Annotated in this window: 17 protein-coding genes and 1 pseudogene; 11 read left to right on the forward strand and 7 right to left on the reverse strand. The window is 74.1% G+C overall.

The genetic code is table 11. From position 1 onward, the window contains the following. Nucleotides 1-89 precede the first annotated feature (89 nt). Both ACWEPF_RS09745 and ACWEPF_RS09750 read left to right on the forward strand, forming a co-directional pair. Nucleotides 90-440, forward strand: a pseudogene (locus tag ACWEPF_RS09745) (winged helix-turn-helix transcriptional regulator); the annotation flags it as partial. Nucleotides 441-604: 164 nt separating this feature from the next. Next, nucleotides 605-1549 carry a phosphatidylinositol-specific phospholipase C gene (locus ACWEPF_RS09750; protein WP_452172148.1) on the forward strand — a complete coding sequence of 315 codons (945 nt, stop codon included), beginning with the start codon at nucleotides 605-607 and terminating at the stop codon, nucleotides 1547-1549. A gap of 7 nt (nucleotides 1550-1556) precedes the next feature. Here the strand turns inward: ACWEPF_RS09750 and ACWEPF_RS09755 are convergent, their stop codons facing one another. Then, complete coding sequence (locus ACWEPF_RS09755; RefSeq protein WP_452172149.1) at nucleotides 1557-2366, reverse strand: hypothetical protein; 810 nt, start codon at nucleotides 2364-2366, stop codon at nucleotides 1557-1559. 111 nt (nucleotides 2367-2477) lie between these two features. Between ACWEPF_RS09755 and ACWEPF_RS09760 the strand changes: the two genes are divergently transcribed. Beyond that, nucleotides 2478-2930 carry a DUF3291 domain-containing protein gene (locus tag ACWEPF_RS09760; RefSeq protein ID WP_345284670.1) on the forward strand — a complete coding sequence of 151 codons (453 nt, stop codon included), beginning with the start codon at nucleotides 2478-2480 and terminating at the stop codon, nucleotides 2928-2930. 166 nt (nucleotides 2931-3096) lie between these two features. Then, nucleotides 3097-4674 carry a S8 family peptidase gene (locus ACWEPF_RS09765; RefSeq protein ID WP_452172150.1) on the forward strand — a complete coding sequence of 526 codons (1578 nt, stop codon included), beginning with the start codon at nucleotides 3097-3099 and terminating at the stop codon, nucleotides 4672-4674. A 71-nt stretch (nucleotides 4675-4745) separates the two neighbouring features. Here the strand turns inward: ACWEPF_RS09765 and ACWEPF_RS09770 are convergent, their stop codons facing one another. Further along, complete coding sequence (locus ACWEPF_RS09770; RefSeq protein WP_452172151.1) at nucleotides 4746-5618, reverse strand: GNAT family N-acetyltransferase; 873 nt, start codon at nucleotides 5616-5618, stop codon at nucleotides 4746-4748. Nucleotides 5619-5799: 181 nt separating this feature from the next. On the opposite strand from ACWEPF_RS09770, the gene ACWEPF_RS09775 reads away from it, so the two are divergent. The 4 genes from ACWEPF_RS09775 to ACWEPF_RS09790 all read left to right on the forward strand — a co-directional run bounded on the left by ACWEPF_RS09775 (nucleotide 5800) and on the right by ACWEPF_RS09790 (nucleotide 8801). Further along, nucleotides 5800-6594 (forward strand): SGNH/GDSL hydrolase family protein, encoded by a 795-nt coding sequence (locus tag ACWEPF_RS09775; RefSeq protein ID WP_345284663.1) that lies wholly within the window; start codon nucleotides 5800-5802, stop codon nucleotides 6592-6594. Between the two features lie 108 nt (nucleotides 6595-6702). Next, nucleotides 6703-7155, forward strand: coding sequence for a MarR family winged helix-turn-helix transcriptional regulator (locus ACWEPF_RS09780; RefSeq protein ID WP_345284661.1), 453 nt, complete (start codon nucleotides 6703-6705; stop codon nucleotides 7153-7155). 124 nt (nucleotides 7156-7279) lie between these two features. Continuing rightward, nucleotides 7280-8101 (forward strand): class I SAM-dependent methyltransferase, encoded by an 822-nt coding sequence (locus tag ACWEPF_RS09785; protein ID WP_452172152.1) that lies wholly within the window; start codon nucleotides 7280-7282, stop codon nucleotides 8099-8101. Nucleotides 8102-8192: 91 nt separating this feature from the next. Then, nucleotides 8193-8801: a restriction endonuclease gene (locus tag ACWEPF_RS09790; protein WP_452172153.1), complete on the forward strand. Its 609-nt coding sequence runs from the start codon at nucleotides 8193-8195 to the stop codon at nucleotides 8799-8801. 31 nt (nucleotides 8802-8832) lie between these two features. Here the strand turns inward: ACWEPF_RS09790 and ACWEPF_RS09795 are convergent, their stop codons facing one another. After that, nucleotides 8833-9216: a PPOX class F420-dependent oxidoreductase gene (locus ACWEPF_RS09795; RefSeq protein ID WP_452172154.1), complete on the reverse strand. Its 384-nt coding sequence runs from the start codon at nucleotides 9214-9216 to the stop codon at nucleotides 8833-8835. Between the two features lie 81 nt (nucleotides 9217-9297). Between ACWEPF_RS09795 and ACWEPF_RS09800 the strand changes: the two genes are divergently transcribed. Then, nucleotides 9298-9843: a hypothetical protein gene (locus ACWEPF_RS09800; protein ID WP_380148804.1), complete on the forward strand. Its 546-nt coding sequence runs from the start codon at nucleotides 9298-9300 to the stop codon at nucleotides 9841-9843. Nucleotides 9844-9940: 97 nt separating this feature from the next. Here ACWEPF_RS09800 and ACWEPF_RS09805 read toward each other — a convergent pair whose 3' ends face one another. Further along, nucleotides 9941-10126 carry a DUF1272 domain-containing protein gene (locus ACWEPF_RS09805; protein ID WP_452172155.1) on the reverse strand — a complete coding sequence of 62 codons (186 nt, stop codon included), beginning with the start codon at nucleotides 10124-10126 and terminating at the stop codon, nucleotides 9941-9943. Between the two features lie 157 nt (nucleotides 10127-10283). On the opposite strand from ACWEPF_RS09805, the gene ACWEPF_RS09810 reads away from it, so the two are divergent. Then, nucleotides 10284-12647, forward strand: a complete 2364-nt coding sequence (locus ACWEPF_RS09810; RefSeq protein ID WP_452172180.1) for a Tex family protein — start codon at nucleotides 10284-10286, stop codon at nucleotides 12645-12647. Nucleotides 12648-12690: 43 nt separating this feature from the next. Here ACWEPF_RS09810 and ACWEPF_RS09815 read toward each other — a convergent pair whose 3' ends face one another. Both ACWEPF_RS09815 and ACWEPF_RS09820 read right to left on the reverse strand, forming a co-directional pair. Continuing rightward, on the reverse strand, nucleotides 12691-13551 hold the full coding sequence (locus ACWEPF_RS09815; protein ID WP_452172156.1) for a hypothetical protein: 861 nt from the start codon (nucleotides 13549-13551) through the stop codon (nucleotides 12691-12693). Between the two features lie 147 nt (nucleotides 13552-13698). Further along, a complete protein-coding gene (locus ACWEPF_RS09820) occupies nucleotides 13699-14259 on the reverse strand; it encodes an NUDIX hydrolase (protein ID WP_345286766.1) in 561 nt (186 codons plus the stop codon). Between the two features lie 115 nt (nucleotides 14260-14374). On the opposite strand from ACWEPF_RS09820, the gene ACWEPF_RS09825 reads away from it, so the two are divergent. Beyond that, nucleotides 14375-15205 (forward strand): hypothetical protein, encoded by an 831-nt coding sequence (locus ACWEPF_RS09825; protein ID WP_452172157.1) that lies wholly within the window; start codon nucleotides 14375-14377, stop codon nucleotides 15203-15205. Nucleotides 15206-15212: 7 nt separating this feature from the next. Here the strand turns inward: ACWEPF_RS09825 and ACWEPF_RS09830 are convergent, their stop codons facing one another. Further along, the gene (locus tag ACWEPF_RS09830) at nucleotides 15213-16181 is read right to left on the reverse strand and encodes a LysR family transcriptional regulator (protein WP_452172158.1); all 969 of its coding nucleotides are present in this window, start codon (nucleotides 16179-16181) and stop codon (nucleotides 15213-15215) included. Nucleotides 16182-16221 lie beyond the last annotated feature (40 nt).

Here is a 16221-nt window from a genome sequence, read left to right on the forward strand (position 1 = left end):
GTGACGCGCCGTCATCCGTCATCATCCGGTTGCTTTGTTCTACCAAGTACCCACTTGGAAAGTCCAACCTTTTGGCTATGCTGATCCACATGTCACGCCGAAGCTACGACCAGTACTGCGCCGTCGCCCGCGCCCTGGACGCGGTGGGAGAGCGCTGGAGCCTCCTGATCGTCCGTGAACTGCTGCGCGGCCCGCGCCGCTACACCGACCTGCACGCCGACCTGCCGGGCGTGTCGACCGACATCCTGGCGGCCCGGCTCAAGCAGCTGGAGGCCGAGGGCCTGGTCGAGCGCCGCAAGCTGGAGCGCCCGGCCAACGCCACTGTCTACGAGCTCACCGGGCGCGGCACGGCGCTGCGCCCGGTGGTGGACGCGCTGGGGGAGTGGGGGATGGACGCGCTCGGTGAGCAGCGGCCGACGGACGCGGTGCGCGAGCACTGGGTGACGGCTGCCCGGTCCTGACGGCTGCCCGGTCCTGACGGCGGCTCAGGCGGTCGTGGGCGCACGGTAATCGGCACTGCACGACTGTGGTGCGGGGGCGGGGCGGGCGGGAAGATGGGCACCGCACGTGTGTGTCCTGTCCACGCCAGAGACCGGAGTGCCGCATGAGCCGTCCCGCCCTGCCCAGCCGCCGCCAAGCCCTGACGTGGGGTGCGGCGGGCGCCGCCGCCCTGGCGGGCGCGGGCGTCGGCCTGGCCCGCCCCGCGAGCGCCGCCGCGCTGTACGCCCCGGACTGGATGGCCCGGCTGGACGGCGGGCTGCCGCTCACCCGGCTCACCATCCCCGGCACGCACGACTCCTGGTGCACCGACCCCAACAACGGCACCGAGTGGTCGCACACCCAGAACTGGGGCCTGCCCCAGCAGTTGGAGAAGGGCATCCGCTTCTTCGACATCCGGCTGAACGGCCTGCAGGGGACGGCCGACGAGATGGGCGTCTACCACGACCGCTACTACCAGTACCACCGCTTCCAGGACGTGCTGAACGCCTGCCGCGACCACCTGCGGCGGTTCCCGGGCGAGGTGCTGGTGATGCGGGTGCGGAACGAGCGGGCGGGCGGGCAGGCGCTCGGCGACGAGGAGTTCCGCCGGCGCTTCGACTTCTACCTGGACCACCCGTCGATGAACTACCGCGGCCTGTTCTGGACCAACCCCTGGTGGCCCCGGGTCGGCGAGGCCCGGGGCCGGATCGTGCTGGCGGCGGACTTCGCCAACCCGTGGTCCGTCATCCAGTGGTCCAGCGGGACCAACGGGTTCTTCCGCACCCAGGACACCTGGCAGGGGGTGTCCACCTCGGCCAAGGCCGGGCTGGTGGAGCAGTGGTTCGACCAGGCCTTCTACCACCAGGACGCGGCCGAGATGTACTGCAACTTCACCAGCTACGCCAACGGCCTCTGGCCGAAGACCCAGGCGGGCTCGATCCTGCCGCGGGTCTACCGCTACCTGGACGCGCGCAGGGCCGAGCGGATCCACCTCGGCATCGTGCCGATGGACTTCCCGGACTTCGACGAGCGGATCGTCGGCCTGCTGATCGAGAAGAACTTCGTCTGACGGGAGGTCAGCGGCGCTCCCGGAGCCGGTCCAGGACCTCCGCGCGGGCCTCGTCCGGGTCGAAGGGGGCAGGAGAGAACAGCCCGCCGGAGGCCCGGACGTGGGCCTGCCAGTCGTCCTGCCAGAACTCCACCCGCCAGCCCGGCCAGAGTGCCGCCATCTCGTCGGCCCGCGGGGTGAAGTACGCGCACCACCAGCCCAGTTCGCGCCGCTCCGGGTCGAGGTGGATGCCGGAGGCGGTGTGCAGGCGGACGGTGCCGTGCTCGGGGGCGCCGGCCAGGCGGTCGAGGAGGGCGGGGCCCTCGCGGAGCGGGTGGTCGGAGACGTCGCTGGTGACGTGCGACCGGCCCCCGGGGAAGGTGATCGCCACGCCACCCGGGTCCTCGTGCTCCAGGTCCTCGTCGCCCGGGGCCAGGAGTTCTTCCGGATACACGCGGTCGTGGTCGCGGCGGGCCTCCGCCGGGTCCCGGCCGACGTACGCGAGCAGGTCGGACTGGCCGGCGTACAGCCAGCGGACCTCCCAGCCCGGCCAGACCTCGGCGAGCAGCTCCAAGGTGGCTGCACGGTGCCGGAGTTCGGCGCTGGGGCCCTCCCAGACGAAGAGCGCGAGCACCTTCCGGGCGAGGTCGACCACGGCCCCGCCCTGGGCATGGACCTCGTCCAGCCACCAGCCGTCCTGCTTGAGCCCGGGGAGCGAGGCGAGCAGGGCGTCCGGGCCCCGCAGGAAGTCGAGGTCGAAGTCGACCGCTCGGCCGGACCGGTACAGCTCCTGGCTTCCGTCCTCGCGGACCACGACGATGTTCGCTCTGTCTCCCATGGGCAGCAGGATGGGCCCCGGCGGGGTGGCGGCGCGAGGGGATTTCCCCCGGGGCGTCCAGGGGCTGGAAATCAGGTGAGACGCGCAGCCGGCCGGGGCTAGGGTCCGCGCATGACGGTCACTCACCAACTCGCCCAGATCAACATAGCCCGCCTGATGTACCCGCTCGACGGCCCCGAACTCGCCGACTTCGTCGCCGCGCTCGACCCGGTCAACCAGCTCGCCGAGGAGGCCGACGGCTTCGTCTGGCGGTACACCGAGCCCGCCGCCGCCGGGGAGAAGGTGATCTTCGACGACGAGTGGCTGATCGTCAACATGTCGGTCTGGCGCGATCCGGACGCGCTGGAGGCCTACGTCTACAGCCCGGGCCACATCGCGGTGCTGCGGCGGCGCCGGGAGTGGTTCTCCCGGGCGAGCGAGGCGATGACCGCGCTCTGGTGGGTGCCGGCCGGGCACGAGCCGACGGTGGCCGAGGCCGCGGAGAAGCTGCGCAGGCTGCGGGCGGACGGGCCGGGCCCGGAGGTGTTCACCCTGCGGGAGACCTTCCCGGCACCGGGAGTCTGACAACCGTCCGCGCATCTTGTGCGTCCGGCCGTCGATGCGTCAACCTCGTTGCCGGCGGCCGGACATGACCCGGGCCCCATCCGCCGCCACGCCTGTCATGGGCATGCCGCGCATGCCCCGCGGGCCGCCGAGCACGTACCGCCCCCACCTAGGAGGAATCCCCCTGATGGCTGTGATACGTCACCCCCGCCGCGGCATGCTCGCCGCCACCGCCGCCACCGTGGCGGCCCTCGCGCTCGGACTCGGCGTCGCCCTCCCCGCCCAGGCCGAAGCCCCCGGTCCGGAGGGCGCGGTGCTGAACGCCGACGCCCCGGACGCCCTGCCCGGCAGCTACCTGGTGGTGCTCAACGAAGGCTTCGCGTCGGCGGGTTCGGCCCAGGGGCGGGCGCTGGTGGAGCGCTACGGCGCCCGGGTGACCAGCACCTACACGGCGGCGCTGAACGGCTTCGCGGTCCGGCTCGACGAGGCGGGGGCGAAGCGGCTGGCCGCCGACCCGGCGGTGGCCGCGGTCTCCCGCAACCGCACCTTCCACGTGGACGCCACCCAGGCCAACCCGCCGTCCTGGGGCCTGGACCGGATCGACCAGCGGGCGCTGCCGCTGGACAGCGGCTACACCTACCCGGACACCGCCGGGGAGGGCGTGACCGCCTACGTCATCGACACCGGCGTGCGGATCAGCCACTCCGAGTTCGGCGGGCGGGCGAGCAACGGCTACGACGCCATCGACAAGGACAACGTGGCGCAGGACGGCCACGGGCACGGCACCCACGTGGCCGGCACGGTGGCGGGCTCCTCGTACGGGGTCGCCAAGAAGGCGAAGATCGTCGCCGTCCGGGTGCTGGACAACTCCGGCTCCGGCACCACCGAGCAGGTGGTCGCGGGCATCGACTGGGTGACCGCCAACGCCGTGAAGCCGGCCGTGGCCAACATGAGCCTCGGCGGTGGCGTGGACAGCGTGCTGGACGCGGCCGTCCGCCGCTCGATCGCCGCCGGCATCACCTACGGCGTCGCGGCGGGCAACGACAGCCAGGACGCGAGCGGTCACTCGCCGGCCCGGGTCTCCGAGGCGGTCACGGTGGGCTCCACCACCAGCACCGACGCCCGCTCCAGCTTCTCCAACTACGGCAGCCTGGTGGACCTGTTCGCGCCCGGCTCCTCCATCAAGTCCTCCTGGAACACCGGCGACACCGCCACCAACACCATCTCCGGCACCTCGATGGCCACCCCGCACGTGGTCGGCGCGGCCGCCCTCTGGCTGGCCGACCACCGGACCGACACCCCGGCCCAGGTGGCCGCCGCCCTGGTGAGCAACGCCACCACCGGCGTGGTGACGAGTCCGGGCAGCGGCTCGCCCAACCGCCTGCTGTACGTCGGCAGCGGCGGCACCACGCCGCCGACCGGGCCGAAGTTCGAGAACGCCGCCGACTACGCGATCGCCGACAACAGCACCGTGGAGTCGCCCGTCACGGTCAGCGGGGTGAGCGGCAACGCCCCGGCGGCGCTCAAGGTCGAGGTGGACATCAAGCACACCTACAAGGGCGACCTCAAGGTGGAGCTGGTGGCACCCGACGGCTCGGCCTACCTGATCAAGAACTTCGGCGACGGCGGCAGCGCCGACAACGTGATCGGCACCTTCACCGTCAACGCCTCCTCCGAGGTGGCCAACGGCGTCTGGAAGCTGCGGGTCGCCGACAACGCCGCCGCCGATGTCGGCAAGATCGACCGCTGGGCGCTGCAGTTCTGACGCCCGGTCGGTGAACGCGCGGCGGGGCCGCCCCCGATCCCCGGGTGCGGCCCCGCCCGTGCGTACCGGTGCTACGCCTCGGCGATCAGGGCGGTGCCGACGGTGCGGAAGCCGACCCGGCCGTAGATCCGGGCCACGTTCTCGTCCCCGGCCGAGAGGAAGACCGTCTCCACGCCCCGGGCCCGGGCGTCGGCCACCAGGGCGGCGGTGACGGCGTACCCCAGGCCCTGGCGGCGGGCGCTCGGAAGGGTGCCGATGCCGACCAACTCGGTGACCCCGCCCACCGGTTGGTGCTGGCCGCCGCAGAGGGCGGTGCCGTCGGGGGCGAACGCGGCGGCGACCACGGTGAGGCCGTCGCGGATCCGCTGGGCGATCCGGGTGGCCGTCCCGTCGGCGCTCAACTGGGCCGTCATCGCGGCCAGTTCAGCCGGGCCGGCGGTGCCGATGGCGGTGCCCGGCTCGCCGAAGGAGAGGTAGGCCACCGCGAGTGCCTCGGCCAGCGCCGGGTCCTCCGCGCCGACCACCCGGACCTCGGCCAGGGGCGGGTGCCCCTCGGCCTCCGCCGTGTTGTCCTGCTCCGCACCGGCCGGGGCCGGATCGACGAGCACCATCAGCGGGTGGCCGTGCGCCGTGAGCCCGGTCGCCTCCACCGCCGCGCGCAGCCCGGGGGTGGTCTCGGCCACCCACTCGAAGGCCTCCGCCACCTCCGCCTCGCGCTGGCGGGCGCGTACCCGCTCGACGTCCTCGGCGGTGGCCGGGGGCCCGGTCCAGCCGAGCGTCGGGCGGGCGTAGTAGGGGAAGCCGCTGCCGTTGCGCAGGAAGAGCGAGAGCGGGCCGAAGTCCTCGACGAGGGCGGCGCTGCGCGGGACGGCGTCGTAGTACTGCTCCAGCCGGTCGAGCAGCTCGGCGGCGGTCGGATCGGTGCTGTTCGGGTCGTCGGTCACGGGCGAATGAAAGCAGGCCCCCGCCGACCCCGCCACCGGATTGATCCACGCGGGGGGCGGCGGCGCCAGGGGGTGAGGCGGGCTCGGCCGCGGGCAAGGGCGCGGGTCGGGGCCGTGGTGGGGGGCCGCGCCGGCGGCCGGTCGTGGCACGGTGCGGCGCTGCGCGTACGATCGTGCTGCCATGACGAACCAGACCGCCACCACCACGTACCGCAGCTACGTCGCCGTCGGGGACTCCTTCACCGAGGGCATGTGCGACGAGCTGCTCCCCGACGGCCACTACCTCGGCTGGGCCGACCGGGTCGCCCGGGCGCTCGCCGCCGAGGGCGGGCCCGGATTCCGCTACGCCAACCTCGCGGTGCGGGGCAAGCTGATCGGGCAGATCCGGGACGAGCAGCTGGATGCGGCCGCCGCGATGGGGGCCGAACTGGTCACCCTGGCGGGCGGGTTGAACGACGTGCTGCGGCCGGGGTGCGACATCGGGCTGGTGAAGCGGCTGCTCGGCGAGTCGGCGGAGAAGCTGCTCGCGGGCGGCGGCACGGTGGTGATGTTCACCAGCACCGACCCGACCAGGCGGCTGGGCGGCAGCGCGCGGCTGCTGCCGGCGATCCTGGAGATGAAGGCCTACGTCGAGGGCCTGGCGCGGCGCCACCCCGGGCTGCGGGTGGTCGACCTGTTCTCCGCGCCGTGCTTCGACGACCGCCGGCTCTGGGACGAGGACCGGCTCCACCTCTCCCCGGAGGGCCACCGCCGGGTCGCCGTCGCGGTGCTGGAGGCCCTGGGCCGCCCGGCCCCCTTCGACTGGCGCGCGCCGCTGCCGCCCGCCGCGCCGCGCACCCGCGCCGCCAAGGCCGGTGCGGACCTCAAGTGGCTGCGCACCCACCTCGGCCCCTGGATCGGCCGCCGCCTCACCGGCCGCTCCTCCGGCGACGGCCGCCCGCCCAAGCGCGCGGAGCTGCTGCCGTACGAGGGCTGAGGGCGCTCCTGCGGGGCGGATCCGCTCCTGTCGTGGCATGGTCAAGTCGCTTGTCCAAGTGGTCAGTTGGCTTGACCTTCGGACAACTCGGGCTGGCATGCTGCCGGTATGAGCGAGCCCGAGTCCATCGCCCAGAGTCTCCCGCCCCTGCTGATAGCCCTGGCCTCCGAGTTGGTGCACGCCATCGACACCGGAGTGCGCGACCGGGGCTTCACCGACCTCCGCCCCGCGCACGGCTTCGCCTTCGCCCGGCTCGCTCCGGGCGGTGCCACCGTCAACGAGCTGGCCGTCCACCTCGGCGTCACCAAGCAGGCGGCCAGTCAGATGGTCGATGACCTGGTCAGGAAGGGGTACGTCGAGCGGCATCCGCACCCCAGCGACGCCCGCGCCAAGCTGATCGTCCTGACCGACCTCGGCTGGGAGTGCACCCGCGCCACCGAGGCCGCCGCCGCCGACGCCGTCCGCCCCTGGGCCTCCACCCTCGGCAGGCGCCGTCTGCGCGAGCTGCACGAGGACCTCAACCTGCTGGCCCCCGTGGGCCAGCTCCGCCCGGCCTGGTGACACTCCCCGCCCCCTCGGGGGACGCCGCTACCTGACGAGGTGTCGGTCCGTTTGCCCCGCCCCTGCGCACGTGACGCGCCGTTAACCGTTTGCGTGCGCACGGCGGGCCGGGCAGGGTGCCGGGATGACGACGGAGAACGCCGCACTGCGGCCCGAGGTGTTGGAGTACTACGAGCGCGGCGAGGAGGACGGCCGGCTGGACCGCGGCGCCAACCGCCTGGAGGAGCTGCGGACCAGGGAGCTGCTGCTGCGTCTGCTCCCGCCCGCCCCGGCACGGGTGCTGGACGTGGGCGGCGGCAGCGGCCGGTACGCGCAGTGGCTGGCCGGGCTCGGGTACGCGGTCGAGCTGCTCGATCCGGTGCCGCTGCACGTGGAGCAGGCCGGGCGGCGGCCCGGCGTGACGGCCCGGCTCGGCGACGCGCGGGCGCTGGAGGTGCCGGACGCCTCGGTGGACGCGGTGCTGCTGCTCGGCCCGCTCTACCACCTGACGGAGCGTCGTGACCGGGTGCGGGCGCTGTCCGAGGCGCGGCGGGTGCTGCGGCCGGGCGGCGCGGTGGTGGCCGCGACCATCAACCGCTTCGCGGGCCTGCACGACACGCTCAACAAGGAGAACTGGTTCGACCCCGCCCGACGGCCGCAGCTGGAGGCCGCGACGGCCGACGGGCACCTGCGGCCGACCGGCGACCGGCCGACCTTCACCACCGCCTACTTCCACCGGCCGGCCGAGGTGCCGGGCGAGTTCGAGGAGGCCGGGCTCGCGGTCGCGGGGCAGTACGGCGTCGAGGGCGCGGCCTGGCTGATGGGCGGCGTGAACGACTGGCTGGACGACGGGGAGCGGCGGGCCGTGGTGCTGGACGCGCTGCGGCGCACCGAGTCGGAGCCCTCGCTGCTGGGCGTCAGCGGTCACCTGCTGACGGCGGGCCGGCGTCCGGAGCGGGCGGTCTGACCCTCCTTCGGGTGCGGATGGACGGGGCCCCGCGCGGCCGCGGCGACCGGGGGCCTACGATCTCCGGACGGAGCGGTGTGAGGGGGAGAGCGTGGGCCGTGCACGACCGGTGGCAGTCCGGGCGGGGGAGGACGGGCAGCGGCAGGACGGCGTGCTGGTGCTGATGGCGGCGGCCGTCGCCTCGGTCCTGGTGGTCTCGCTGGCGGTCAGCTGGCTGGCCCGGCAGCTGGTGCCGTTCGCCCTGCTGCTGTCCCTCGCCGCCGTGGCCGGGGCCGTCACCAGCCGCTTCCGGGTGCTCTCCCGCCGGCGCGAGTTCGTCGCCAGGACGGCTCAGTTGAGGCACGGCGGGCGCTTCCTGGCGATGAGCCAGGAGCAGTTCGCGCAGGCCCTCGCCGAGCTCTGCCGCCGGGACGGCTGCACCTCGGCGGAGGTGACCGGCCCGGCCGAGCTCCTCGCCACCGCCCCGGACGGCCGCCGCCTGCTGCTGCGCACCGTCCGCCAGGAGTCCCGCTCCCCGTCCGGCCCCACCGAGCTCGGGCCGCTGCCGGAGACCCACCACGGCCACCGGACGGCCCTGGTGACGGCCGGTCGCTTCACCGAGGCCGCCACCGCCCGCTGCGCCGAGGCCGGCATCCGCACCGTCGACCAGCGCGCCCTCTCCCTCTGGGCCGACGGCAGCGGCCCGCCGCCCTGGGCATAGCGGAGCCGCGGGCCCGGCCGGCCGGGGCCGGTCAGTCCAGGGTGATGCGGACGGCCACGGTGCCGGTGTGGCCGCGCCGCAGGCGGCTGCCGAGCAGGGTGAGGCGGCCGAGCAGGCCGTACTTGCGGTTGAGCAGGGCGCGGTACTCGTGGGCCGCGGCGTCGTCCAGGATCTCGGCGTGGCCGGGGACCTGCTTGCCGCTCGGGTTGCCGCGCACGTCGCAGGGGCCGACCAGGACGTCGGCGCGGTTGCGGATCCGCTTGACCTTCCAGGAGTCGGCCACCGTCCAGATGCCCAGCGCGTCGCCGTCCCGGACCACCCACACGGGCGTCGGCACGCCGGAGCCGTCCCGCTTGAAGGTGGTCACCAACAGGTACTTGCCCGCGGCGAGTTGATCGATCGACTGGGAGCTCATGCCGGGAGTCTAGGCGCGGCCCGGGAGCTGGGGTATACCGGGACGACCCGCCCGGCGGCGGACGGGTGGACGGGGGTGGTGGTGACGTACGCCAGAGTGACCACGGCGGCGGAGGGCGACACCGCCCTGGCGTTCGCCACGGGGGTGGTGGGTGCCGGGCTGGTGGCGCTGGGTGCGACGGCCGGGCGGGCCGGGCCGGGGTACCTGGCGTACGGGTGCTCGCTGGCGCTGCCGGGGCTGCTCTGGTCCTCGCTCCAGGTGCTGCGGCCCGGCCGGATCACGGCGGACGGCCGCGGGCTCTCCGTACGCTTCGCCTTCCTACCCCGTGAGGTCGAACTCCCCTGGGCGGCGGTCACGATGGTGACCGAACTGGGCGTGCGGATCGCCCGGGACCCGGTGCCGGTGGTGGCCTTCGACCTCGAGGTGCCGCTGCCCCGGGCGGTGCGGCTCTCCTCGGCCTGGTCGCTCTACCGGCGGCTCGCGGAGCGGCTGGGCCGCGGGCCCGGGGCGCCGGGCCTGGCCTTCGTGGTCCGGCGCCGGGAGGAGGAGTTCGGCGAGCTGCTGCTGGCGGTGCGGGAGCTCGGCGTGCGCCACCGGGACCGCACCCCGGACCCGTTCACGCTGTAGCGGGCCGTGCGGCCCGGACCGTGCGGCCCGGACCGTGCGGCCCGGACCGTGCGGCCCGGACCGTGCTGCCCGGACCGTGCTGCCCGGACCGCGCGGCTCAGGTCGTGACCAGCCGGCGCGGGCGGTCGACCAGCTCGCCGCCGCAGTTCGGGCAGACCTGCGCCATCGCGTCCGCGCAGGGCACGCAGTAGCTGCACTCGTAGGAGCAGATCCGGGCGGGCCCGTCCGCCGTCAGCTCGGCGGTGCCGCAGCGCTCGCACAGTCCGCGCATCTCCAGGGCCATCGCGTTCTCCGTTCTCCGTGACCGGGTGGGAGCACCATTCTGGAACGAAGGAAAAGCGCAGGTGAAGGGGTGTCAGTGCCACCCTCCGCCGAGATCCTGCCAGAATGCGGACGGTACTCAAGCGTTGAACCAGGAGAAGGTGACCGGCTTCGTGACCATGCCAGTCGAACGGAAGATCGCCGAAGAGCTGGGCGTACGGGAGGGGCAGGTGAAGGCGGCCGTCGAACTGCTCGACGGCGGCTCGACCGTGCCCTTCATCGCGCGCTACCGCAAGGAGGTCACCGGCGAGCTCGACGACGCCCAGCTGCGCACCCTGGAGGAGCGCCTGCGCTACCTGCGCGAGCTGGAGGAGCGGCGGGCCGCCGTGCTCGAGTCGATCGAGTCCCAGGGCAAGCTGGACGAGGCGCTCAAGGCGCAGGTCCTGGCGGCCGACTCCAAGGCCCGGCTGGAGGACATCTACCTCCCGTACAAGCCCAAGCGGCGCACCAAGGCCCAGATCGCCCGCGAGGCCGGACTGGAGCCGCTGGCCGAGGCCCTGCTGGCCGACCCGGGCCTGACGCCCGATCAGGCCGCCGCGGCGTACCTGAACGAGGCGGTGGCCGACGCCCCCGCCGCCCTGGAGGGCGCCCGCGCCATCCTGGTGGAGCGCTTCGGCGAGGACGCCGACCTGGTCGGCTCGCTGCGCGAGCGGATGTGGGGCCGGGGCCGCCTGGTCGCCACCGTCCGCGAGGGCAAGGAGCAGGACGGCGCCAAGTTCGCCGACTACTTCGACTTCGCCGAGCCGTACCCCAAGCTCCCCTCGCACCGCATCCTGGCGATGCTGCGCGGCGAGAAGGAGGAGGTGCTCGACCTCGACCTCTCCCCGTACGACGGCGCCGAGGGCGACCTGCCCGGCGAGAACGACTACGAGCAGCGGATCGCCGCCCGCTTCGGCATCGCCGACCGCGGCCGCCCGGCCGACAAGTGGCTGGGCGACACCGTCCGCTGGGCCTGGCGCACCAGGATCCAGGTGCGGCTCGGCATCGACCTGCGCACCCGGCTGCGCCAGGAGGCCGAGGACGAGGCCGTCCGGGTCTTCGCCGCCAACCTGCGCGACCTGCTGCTGGCCGCACCGGCCGGCACCCGCGCCACCATGGGCCTCGACCCGGGCTTCCGCACCGGCGTGAAGGTCGCCGTGGTGGACGCCACCGGCAAGGTGGTCGCGCACGAGACGATCTACCCGCACCAGCCCGCCAACAAGTGGGACGCCTCGATCGCGACGCTGGCCGCGCTGGCCGCGAAGCACGACGTCGAGCTGGTCGCGATCGGCAACGGCACCGCCTCCCGGGAGACCGACAAGCTCGCCGAGGACCTGATCAAGCGTCACCCCGAGCTGAAGCTCACCAAGGCGATGGTCTCCGAGGCCGGAGCCTCGGTCTACTCCGCCTCGGCCTTCGCCTCCCAGGAGCTGCCGGACCTCAACGTCTCGATCCGCGGCGCGGTCTCCATCGCCCGCCGGCTCCAGGACCCGCTGGCCGAGCTGGTGAAGATCGACCCCAAGTCGATCGGCGTAGGCCAGTACCAGCACGACCTCAGCGAGCTGAAGCTCTCGCGCTCGCTGGACGCGGTGGTCGAGGACTGCGTCAACGCCGTCGGCGTGGACGTCAACACCGCCTCCGCCCCGCTGCTCACCCGGGTCTCCGGGGTGACCGGCACGCTGGCCGACAACATCGTGGCGCACCGCGACGCCAACGGCCCGTTCCGCACCCGCAGGGCGCTCAAGGACGTGGCCCGGCTCGGGCCGAAGGCCTTCGAGCAGTGCGCGGGCTTCCTGCGGATCGCCGACGGTGACGACCCGTTGGACGCCTCGGCGGTGCACCCCGAGGCCTACCCCGTGGTGCGCAGGATCCTCGCCGCCACCGGCGGGGACCTGCGCGCCCTGATCGGCAACGGGGCCGCGCTGCGGGCCCTGCGGCCCTCGGACTTCGCCGACGACACCTTCGGCATCCCGACCGTCACCGACATCCTCGGCGAGCTGGACAAGCCGGGCCGCGACCCGCGCCCGGCCTTCCGCACCGCCACCTTCAAGGAGGGCGTCGACAAGATCGGCGACCTGGAGGTCGGCATGGTGCTGGAGGGCGTGGTCACCAACGTGGCCGCCTTCGGCGCCTTCGTGGACGTGGGCGTCCACCAGGACGGGCTGGTGCACGTCTCGGCGCTGTCCAAGAACTTCGTCAAGGACCCGCGCGAGGTGGTCAAGCCCGGCGACATCGTCAAGGTCCGGGTGGTCACGGTGGACGTGCCGCGCAAGCGGATCGGCCTGACACTCCGTCTGGACGACGAGACCCCGCGCGCCGGCACCGCCTCCGGCGGTGGCGGCGGCCAGGAGCGCACCCGCGACCGCGGCCCCCGCCCGCCCCGCCAGGGCGGCGGCCGGGACCAGTCACAGCGCGGCGGCCGGGGCAATGCCCCCTCCGCCCCCGCCCCCGCCAACAGCGCAATGGCGGACGCCCTCCGCCGTGCGGGCCTGACCGGCAAGTGAGCAGGGGTGCCCCGGCCCCCGCGGGGGCCGGGGCACCGTCCGTTCAGGGAGACTGGACGGACGGCAGACCGAGGGCCCGCCGCACGGTGGCCAGCCGCAGATCGGTGAGCGGGGAGAAGGCCGCGCGGGCCGCCTCCTCCCGGAGCGTCGGGTCCACGATCCGGTGTGCGGCCTCCAACCGGCCTGACCAGGAGCGCAGTTCGACGACCAGGGCGGTCATCTCCGTCTGCACGGCCTCGCTCCAGCCGTCCCGATCCAGCTCGTCGGCCATCGTCCGGTAGCCGGCCACGGCCAGGCCCAGCCAGGCCCGATCGCCCGGGTGGTCGGTGTCCAGCTGGCGGAGCGCCGTGGCGGCGGGCAGCTCCGCGGTCAGGAACCGGAGCTGCTCCGGTGTGAAGCGGGCGACGTCACCACGGACCGAGCCCGTCCGGCGCCGCTCGCCGAGGTAGGCGCAGACCACGCGGGGGCGCTCGGCCCAGGAGGCCCGGTCGCCCGGGAAGTACTCCGTGCGGGTCACACCGGCCGGGACCGTCATGGAGTCGAGCTCGTAGGTACCGGCTGCCGACGCGCAGCCCGGGAGGAGCACTGCCCGCAGGTCCTGCCAGGTGTAGGCGTCGCCGGACGGCAGGGCCGCTTGCGGGAGCGGGAACACGCCGATGGCCTCGCCGTGGTGGGGAGCGGCGCACTCGACCACCGTCAGGGCCCGGGTGTCCCCGTCGAGGTCGAGGAAGCACTCGCCGACGGCCAGGTCCAGCGCGTCCACCGTCCGCCCGGCCGGGGTGGCGGCCGAGGTGGGCGCCGTCGCCGTCGCCGTCGCCGTCGCCGGTCCCGGCCGGTCCGTGCAGGCGGTCAGTGGCAGGGCCAGCGCCAGGGCAGCGGCGGTGAGCAGGCGCGGGGAGCGCATGGAGTCTCTCGATTCGGTCGGCGGAGGACGATCGTCCACGACCGAACCGTCTGAGGGTTAGTCAGGCGGTCCCCTGTTATCCAGTTGTGCCCGTGAGGGGCCCCTCGGGGGCGGGGCCCCGGGATGGGGGCGTCGGGCGGGGGAGCGTCAGGCGGTGCCGGCGCGGGAGTCGACGGCGAGGGCGATCAGGTCGTGCCACCAGGGGTCGCGGTGGTGGGTGAGCAGGCGCTGGGCCTCGGCCGGGTCCATCGCGCGGACCTCGACCACCTGCTCGCCGTCCTCGGGGTTGCCGGGCTCGGAGTCGACCGTGACCTCGGCCCAGCCCCAGAGCCAGGCCTTCTCGGGGTGCGGCTGCCAGGGGCGGTAGGGCTCGGGGTGGTCGGTGACGCAGCGGTGGGCGCCGATCCAGACCGGCTCGCCCAGCAGCCGGGCGCCGGCCTCCTCGCGCAGCTCGCGGGCCAGGCAGGTCTCGATGCTCTCGGCCGCCTCCCGGGTGCCGCCGGGGAGGAACCAGTGGCCCCGCGCGTCCCGGCAGAGCACCACCTGGTCGCCGGAGAACCCCACCAGGTGGATGTTGGTGATCAGCCCGTCCGGCGGGAGCTCCGCCGCGAACTGGGCGTCGATGCCGCCCCAGGCCCAGCGCTGGGGCGCGTACAGGCGCGGGTAGCGGGCGGCCTGCTCGGCTGTTCTGTCCGAAGTGTCCGTCATTCAAGGATCTTAGTCCCGCCCGGGCGGTGGTTGTGAAGCATCGGTGACACGCGGTCAGGTCCGCCCGTGCCGCGCCCGCGTAGGGTGGGCCGGAGTCACCCGGAAGGAGCACCCGATGCCCACCGTCCTCTACGTCACCGACCTGACCTACCAGGCGAAGGGCCGCCGCTACTGCGACGAGGACATCGCGCTCTCCGCCGCGCTGCGCGCCGAGCCCGGCGGCGGGTTCGAGGCGGTGCTCTGCCATCCGCTGGACGCCGCCGCCCTGATGGGCCGCTTCGACCTGACCGTGGTGCGCAACAGCGGACCGGTGCTCGGGTACCGCGAGGCGTACGAGGCGTTCCGGGAGCGCGCGCTGGCCGACGGGGTGAAGGTCTTCAACCCCCTGCACGGCCGGGGCGACATGGCCGGCAAGCAGTACCTGCTCGACCTCTCCGCCGCCGGCTACCCGGTCATCCCCACGGTGGCCTCGCGGGACGGGCTCGGCCGGCTCCCGGACGCGGCCGTGTACCTGAGCAAGCCGCTGCTGGGCGCCGACTCGATCGGGATAGCGCTGCACCGCCCGGAGGAGCTGGGCGCCCTGGAGCTGGACGGCACGGTGCTGCTCCAGCCCCGGATCGACTTCCGCTACGAGGTCTCCTTCTACTACGTCGGCCGGGAGTTCCAGTACGCGCTGTACGCCCCGGACCCGGCCGCCCGCTGGCGCCTGGAGCGCTACGACCCCTCGCCCTCCGACCTGGCCTTCGCCCGCCGCTTCGTGGAGTGGAACGCGCTGGACCACGGCATCCAGCGGGTGGACGCCTGCCGCACGCCCGAAGGCGGGCTGCTGCTGGTCGAGTTGGAGGACCTCAACCCCTTCCTCTCGCTGGACCTGCTGGACGCCGCCGGCCGGGCCTCCTTCACCACCGCGATGGCCGCCTCGATGCGCAGCCTGCTGGAGTCCTGACGCCCGTTCAGTGGCGGAGCAGGTACGGCAGCGAGCTGTCGTTGTTCAGCAGCCAGGCCAGGTAGGAGGGGTTGGTCCTGGCCAGCTCCAGGTAGGCCGAGCGCAGGTCGCCGTACAGGCCGTCCAGCGCGCAGCCGCTGAGCGCCCTGGACCGCCAGACCAGCAGCAGCCGGACGCTGAACGGGTCTCCGTGGACCGGGCGGATGACGGTGCCGGGGCCGGGCACCGAGGTGGGTTGGCAGGGGCGGACGGCCTCGCCGGAGGCGACCAGTTCGGCGGCGGTGGCGTTGTCCCGCACCTGCACCACCCGGGGGTTGAGCCCGGCCTCGGACAGGACGCGGCGCAGCGCGGCGTACTCGTGGTCGGCGGTCGGGTCGACCATCCAGGCGTCGGCGGCCAGGTCCTGGAGGTGCACCACGGGGGAGGAGGCCGCCGGGTGGGTCAGGGCCAGTGCGACGAACTGCGGCTCGCGGGCGACCAGGACGCGGTGCCCGGTGCCCTCGGGCAGCCGGAGCGGGAAGCCCTCGCTCTCGTGCACGAAGGCCAGGTCCAGCTGCTCGGCGCCGACCAGTTGGAGCAGGGCGTTGGCGGAGACGTCGATCCGGATGGTGGTGTCGGTGTCCGGCAGCCGCTGGTGCACCCGGCGCAGCCAGCCGGCCGCGGCCCGGCTGCCGACGCTGCCGATCCGCAGCCTGGACTGGGCCGGGCCGTCGGCCTCCTGCCGGGCGGCGGCGACCAGGTCGGCCATGTCGGCGACGATCCCGCGGGCCCGGGAGATCACCGAGTGACCGAGCGGGGTGAGCCTGCTGCCGGTCCGCTCACGGGTGAACAGCCGCCCGCCGATGGCCCGTTCGATCCGGTGCAGCTGGGTGGTGACGGAGGGCTGGGTGGTGCCGAGTTGCAGCGCGGCCTTGCGCACGCTGCCGGTGTCGGCGACGGCGCACAGCACACGGAGGTGCCTGACTTCGAGCTCCACAGCGGGAGCATAGGCGGTCGCTGACCTGCACGCCAGGGAC

The sequence above is a fragment of the Kitasatospora sp. NPDC004289 genome (assembly GCF_053602875.1).

Coding starts and splice junctions, on each gene's coding strand:
- ACWEPF_RS09795 (WP_452172154.1), bottom strand. CDS start 9,216: ATGAGCTCCCAGTCGATCGATCAACTCGCCGCGGGCAAGTACCTGTTG.
- ACWEPF_RS09780 (WP_345284661.1), top strand. CDS start 6,703: ATGAGCGAGCCCGAGTCCATCGCCCAGAGTCTCCCGCCCCTGCTGATA.
- ACWEPF_RS09810 (WP_452172180.1), top strand. CDS start 10,284: ATGCCAGTCGAACGGAAGATCGCCGAAGAGCTGGGCGTACGGGAGGGG.
- ACWEPF_RS09755 (WP_452172149.1), bottom strand. CDS start 2,366: ATGGGAGACAGAGCGAACATCGTCGTGGTCCGCGAGGACGGAAGCCAG.
- ACWEPF_RS09785 (WP_452172152.1), top strand. CDS start 7,280: ATGACGACGGAGAACGCCGCACTGCGGCCCGAGGTGTTGGAGTACTAC.
- ACWEPF_RS09760 (WP_345284670.1), top strand. CDS start 2,478: ATGACGGTCACTCACCAACTCGCCCAGATCAACATAGCCCGCCTGATG.
- ACWEPF_RS09815 (WP_452172156.1), bottom strand. CDS start 13,551: ATGCGCTCCCCGCGCCTGCTCACCGCCGCTGCCCTGGCGCTGGCCCTG.
- ACWEPF_RS09765 (WP_452172150.1), top strand. CDS start 3,097: ATGGCTGTGATACGTCACCCCCGCCGCGGCATGCTCGCCGCCACCGCC.
- ACWEPF_RS09805 (WP_452172155.1), bottom strand. CDS start 10,126: ATGGCCCTGGAGATGCGCGGACTGTGCGAGCGCTGCGGCACCGCCGAG.
- ACWEPF_RS09750 (WP_452172148.1), top strand. CDS start 605: ATGAGCCGTCCCGCCCTGCCCAGCCGCCGCCAAGCCCTGACGTGGGGT.
- ACWEPF_RS09825 (WP_452172157.1), top strand. CDS start 14,375: ATGCCCACCGTCCTCTACGTCACCGACCTGACCTACCAGGCGAAGGGC.
- ACWEPF_RS09820 (WP_345286766.1), bottom strand. CDS start 14,259: ATGACGGACACTTCGGACAGAACAGCCGAGCAGGCCGCCCGCTACCCG.
- ACWEPF_RS09775 (WP_345284663.1), top strand. CDS start 5,800: ATGACGAACCAGACCGCCACCACCACGTACCGCAGCTACGTCGCCGTC.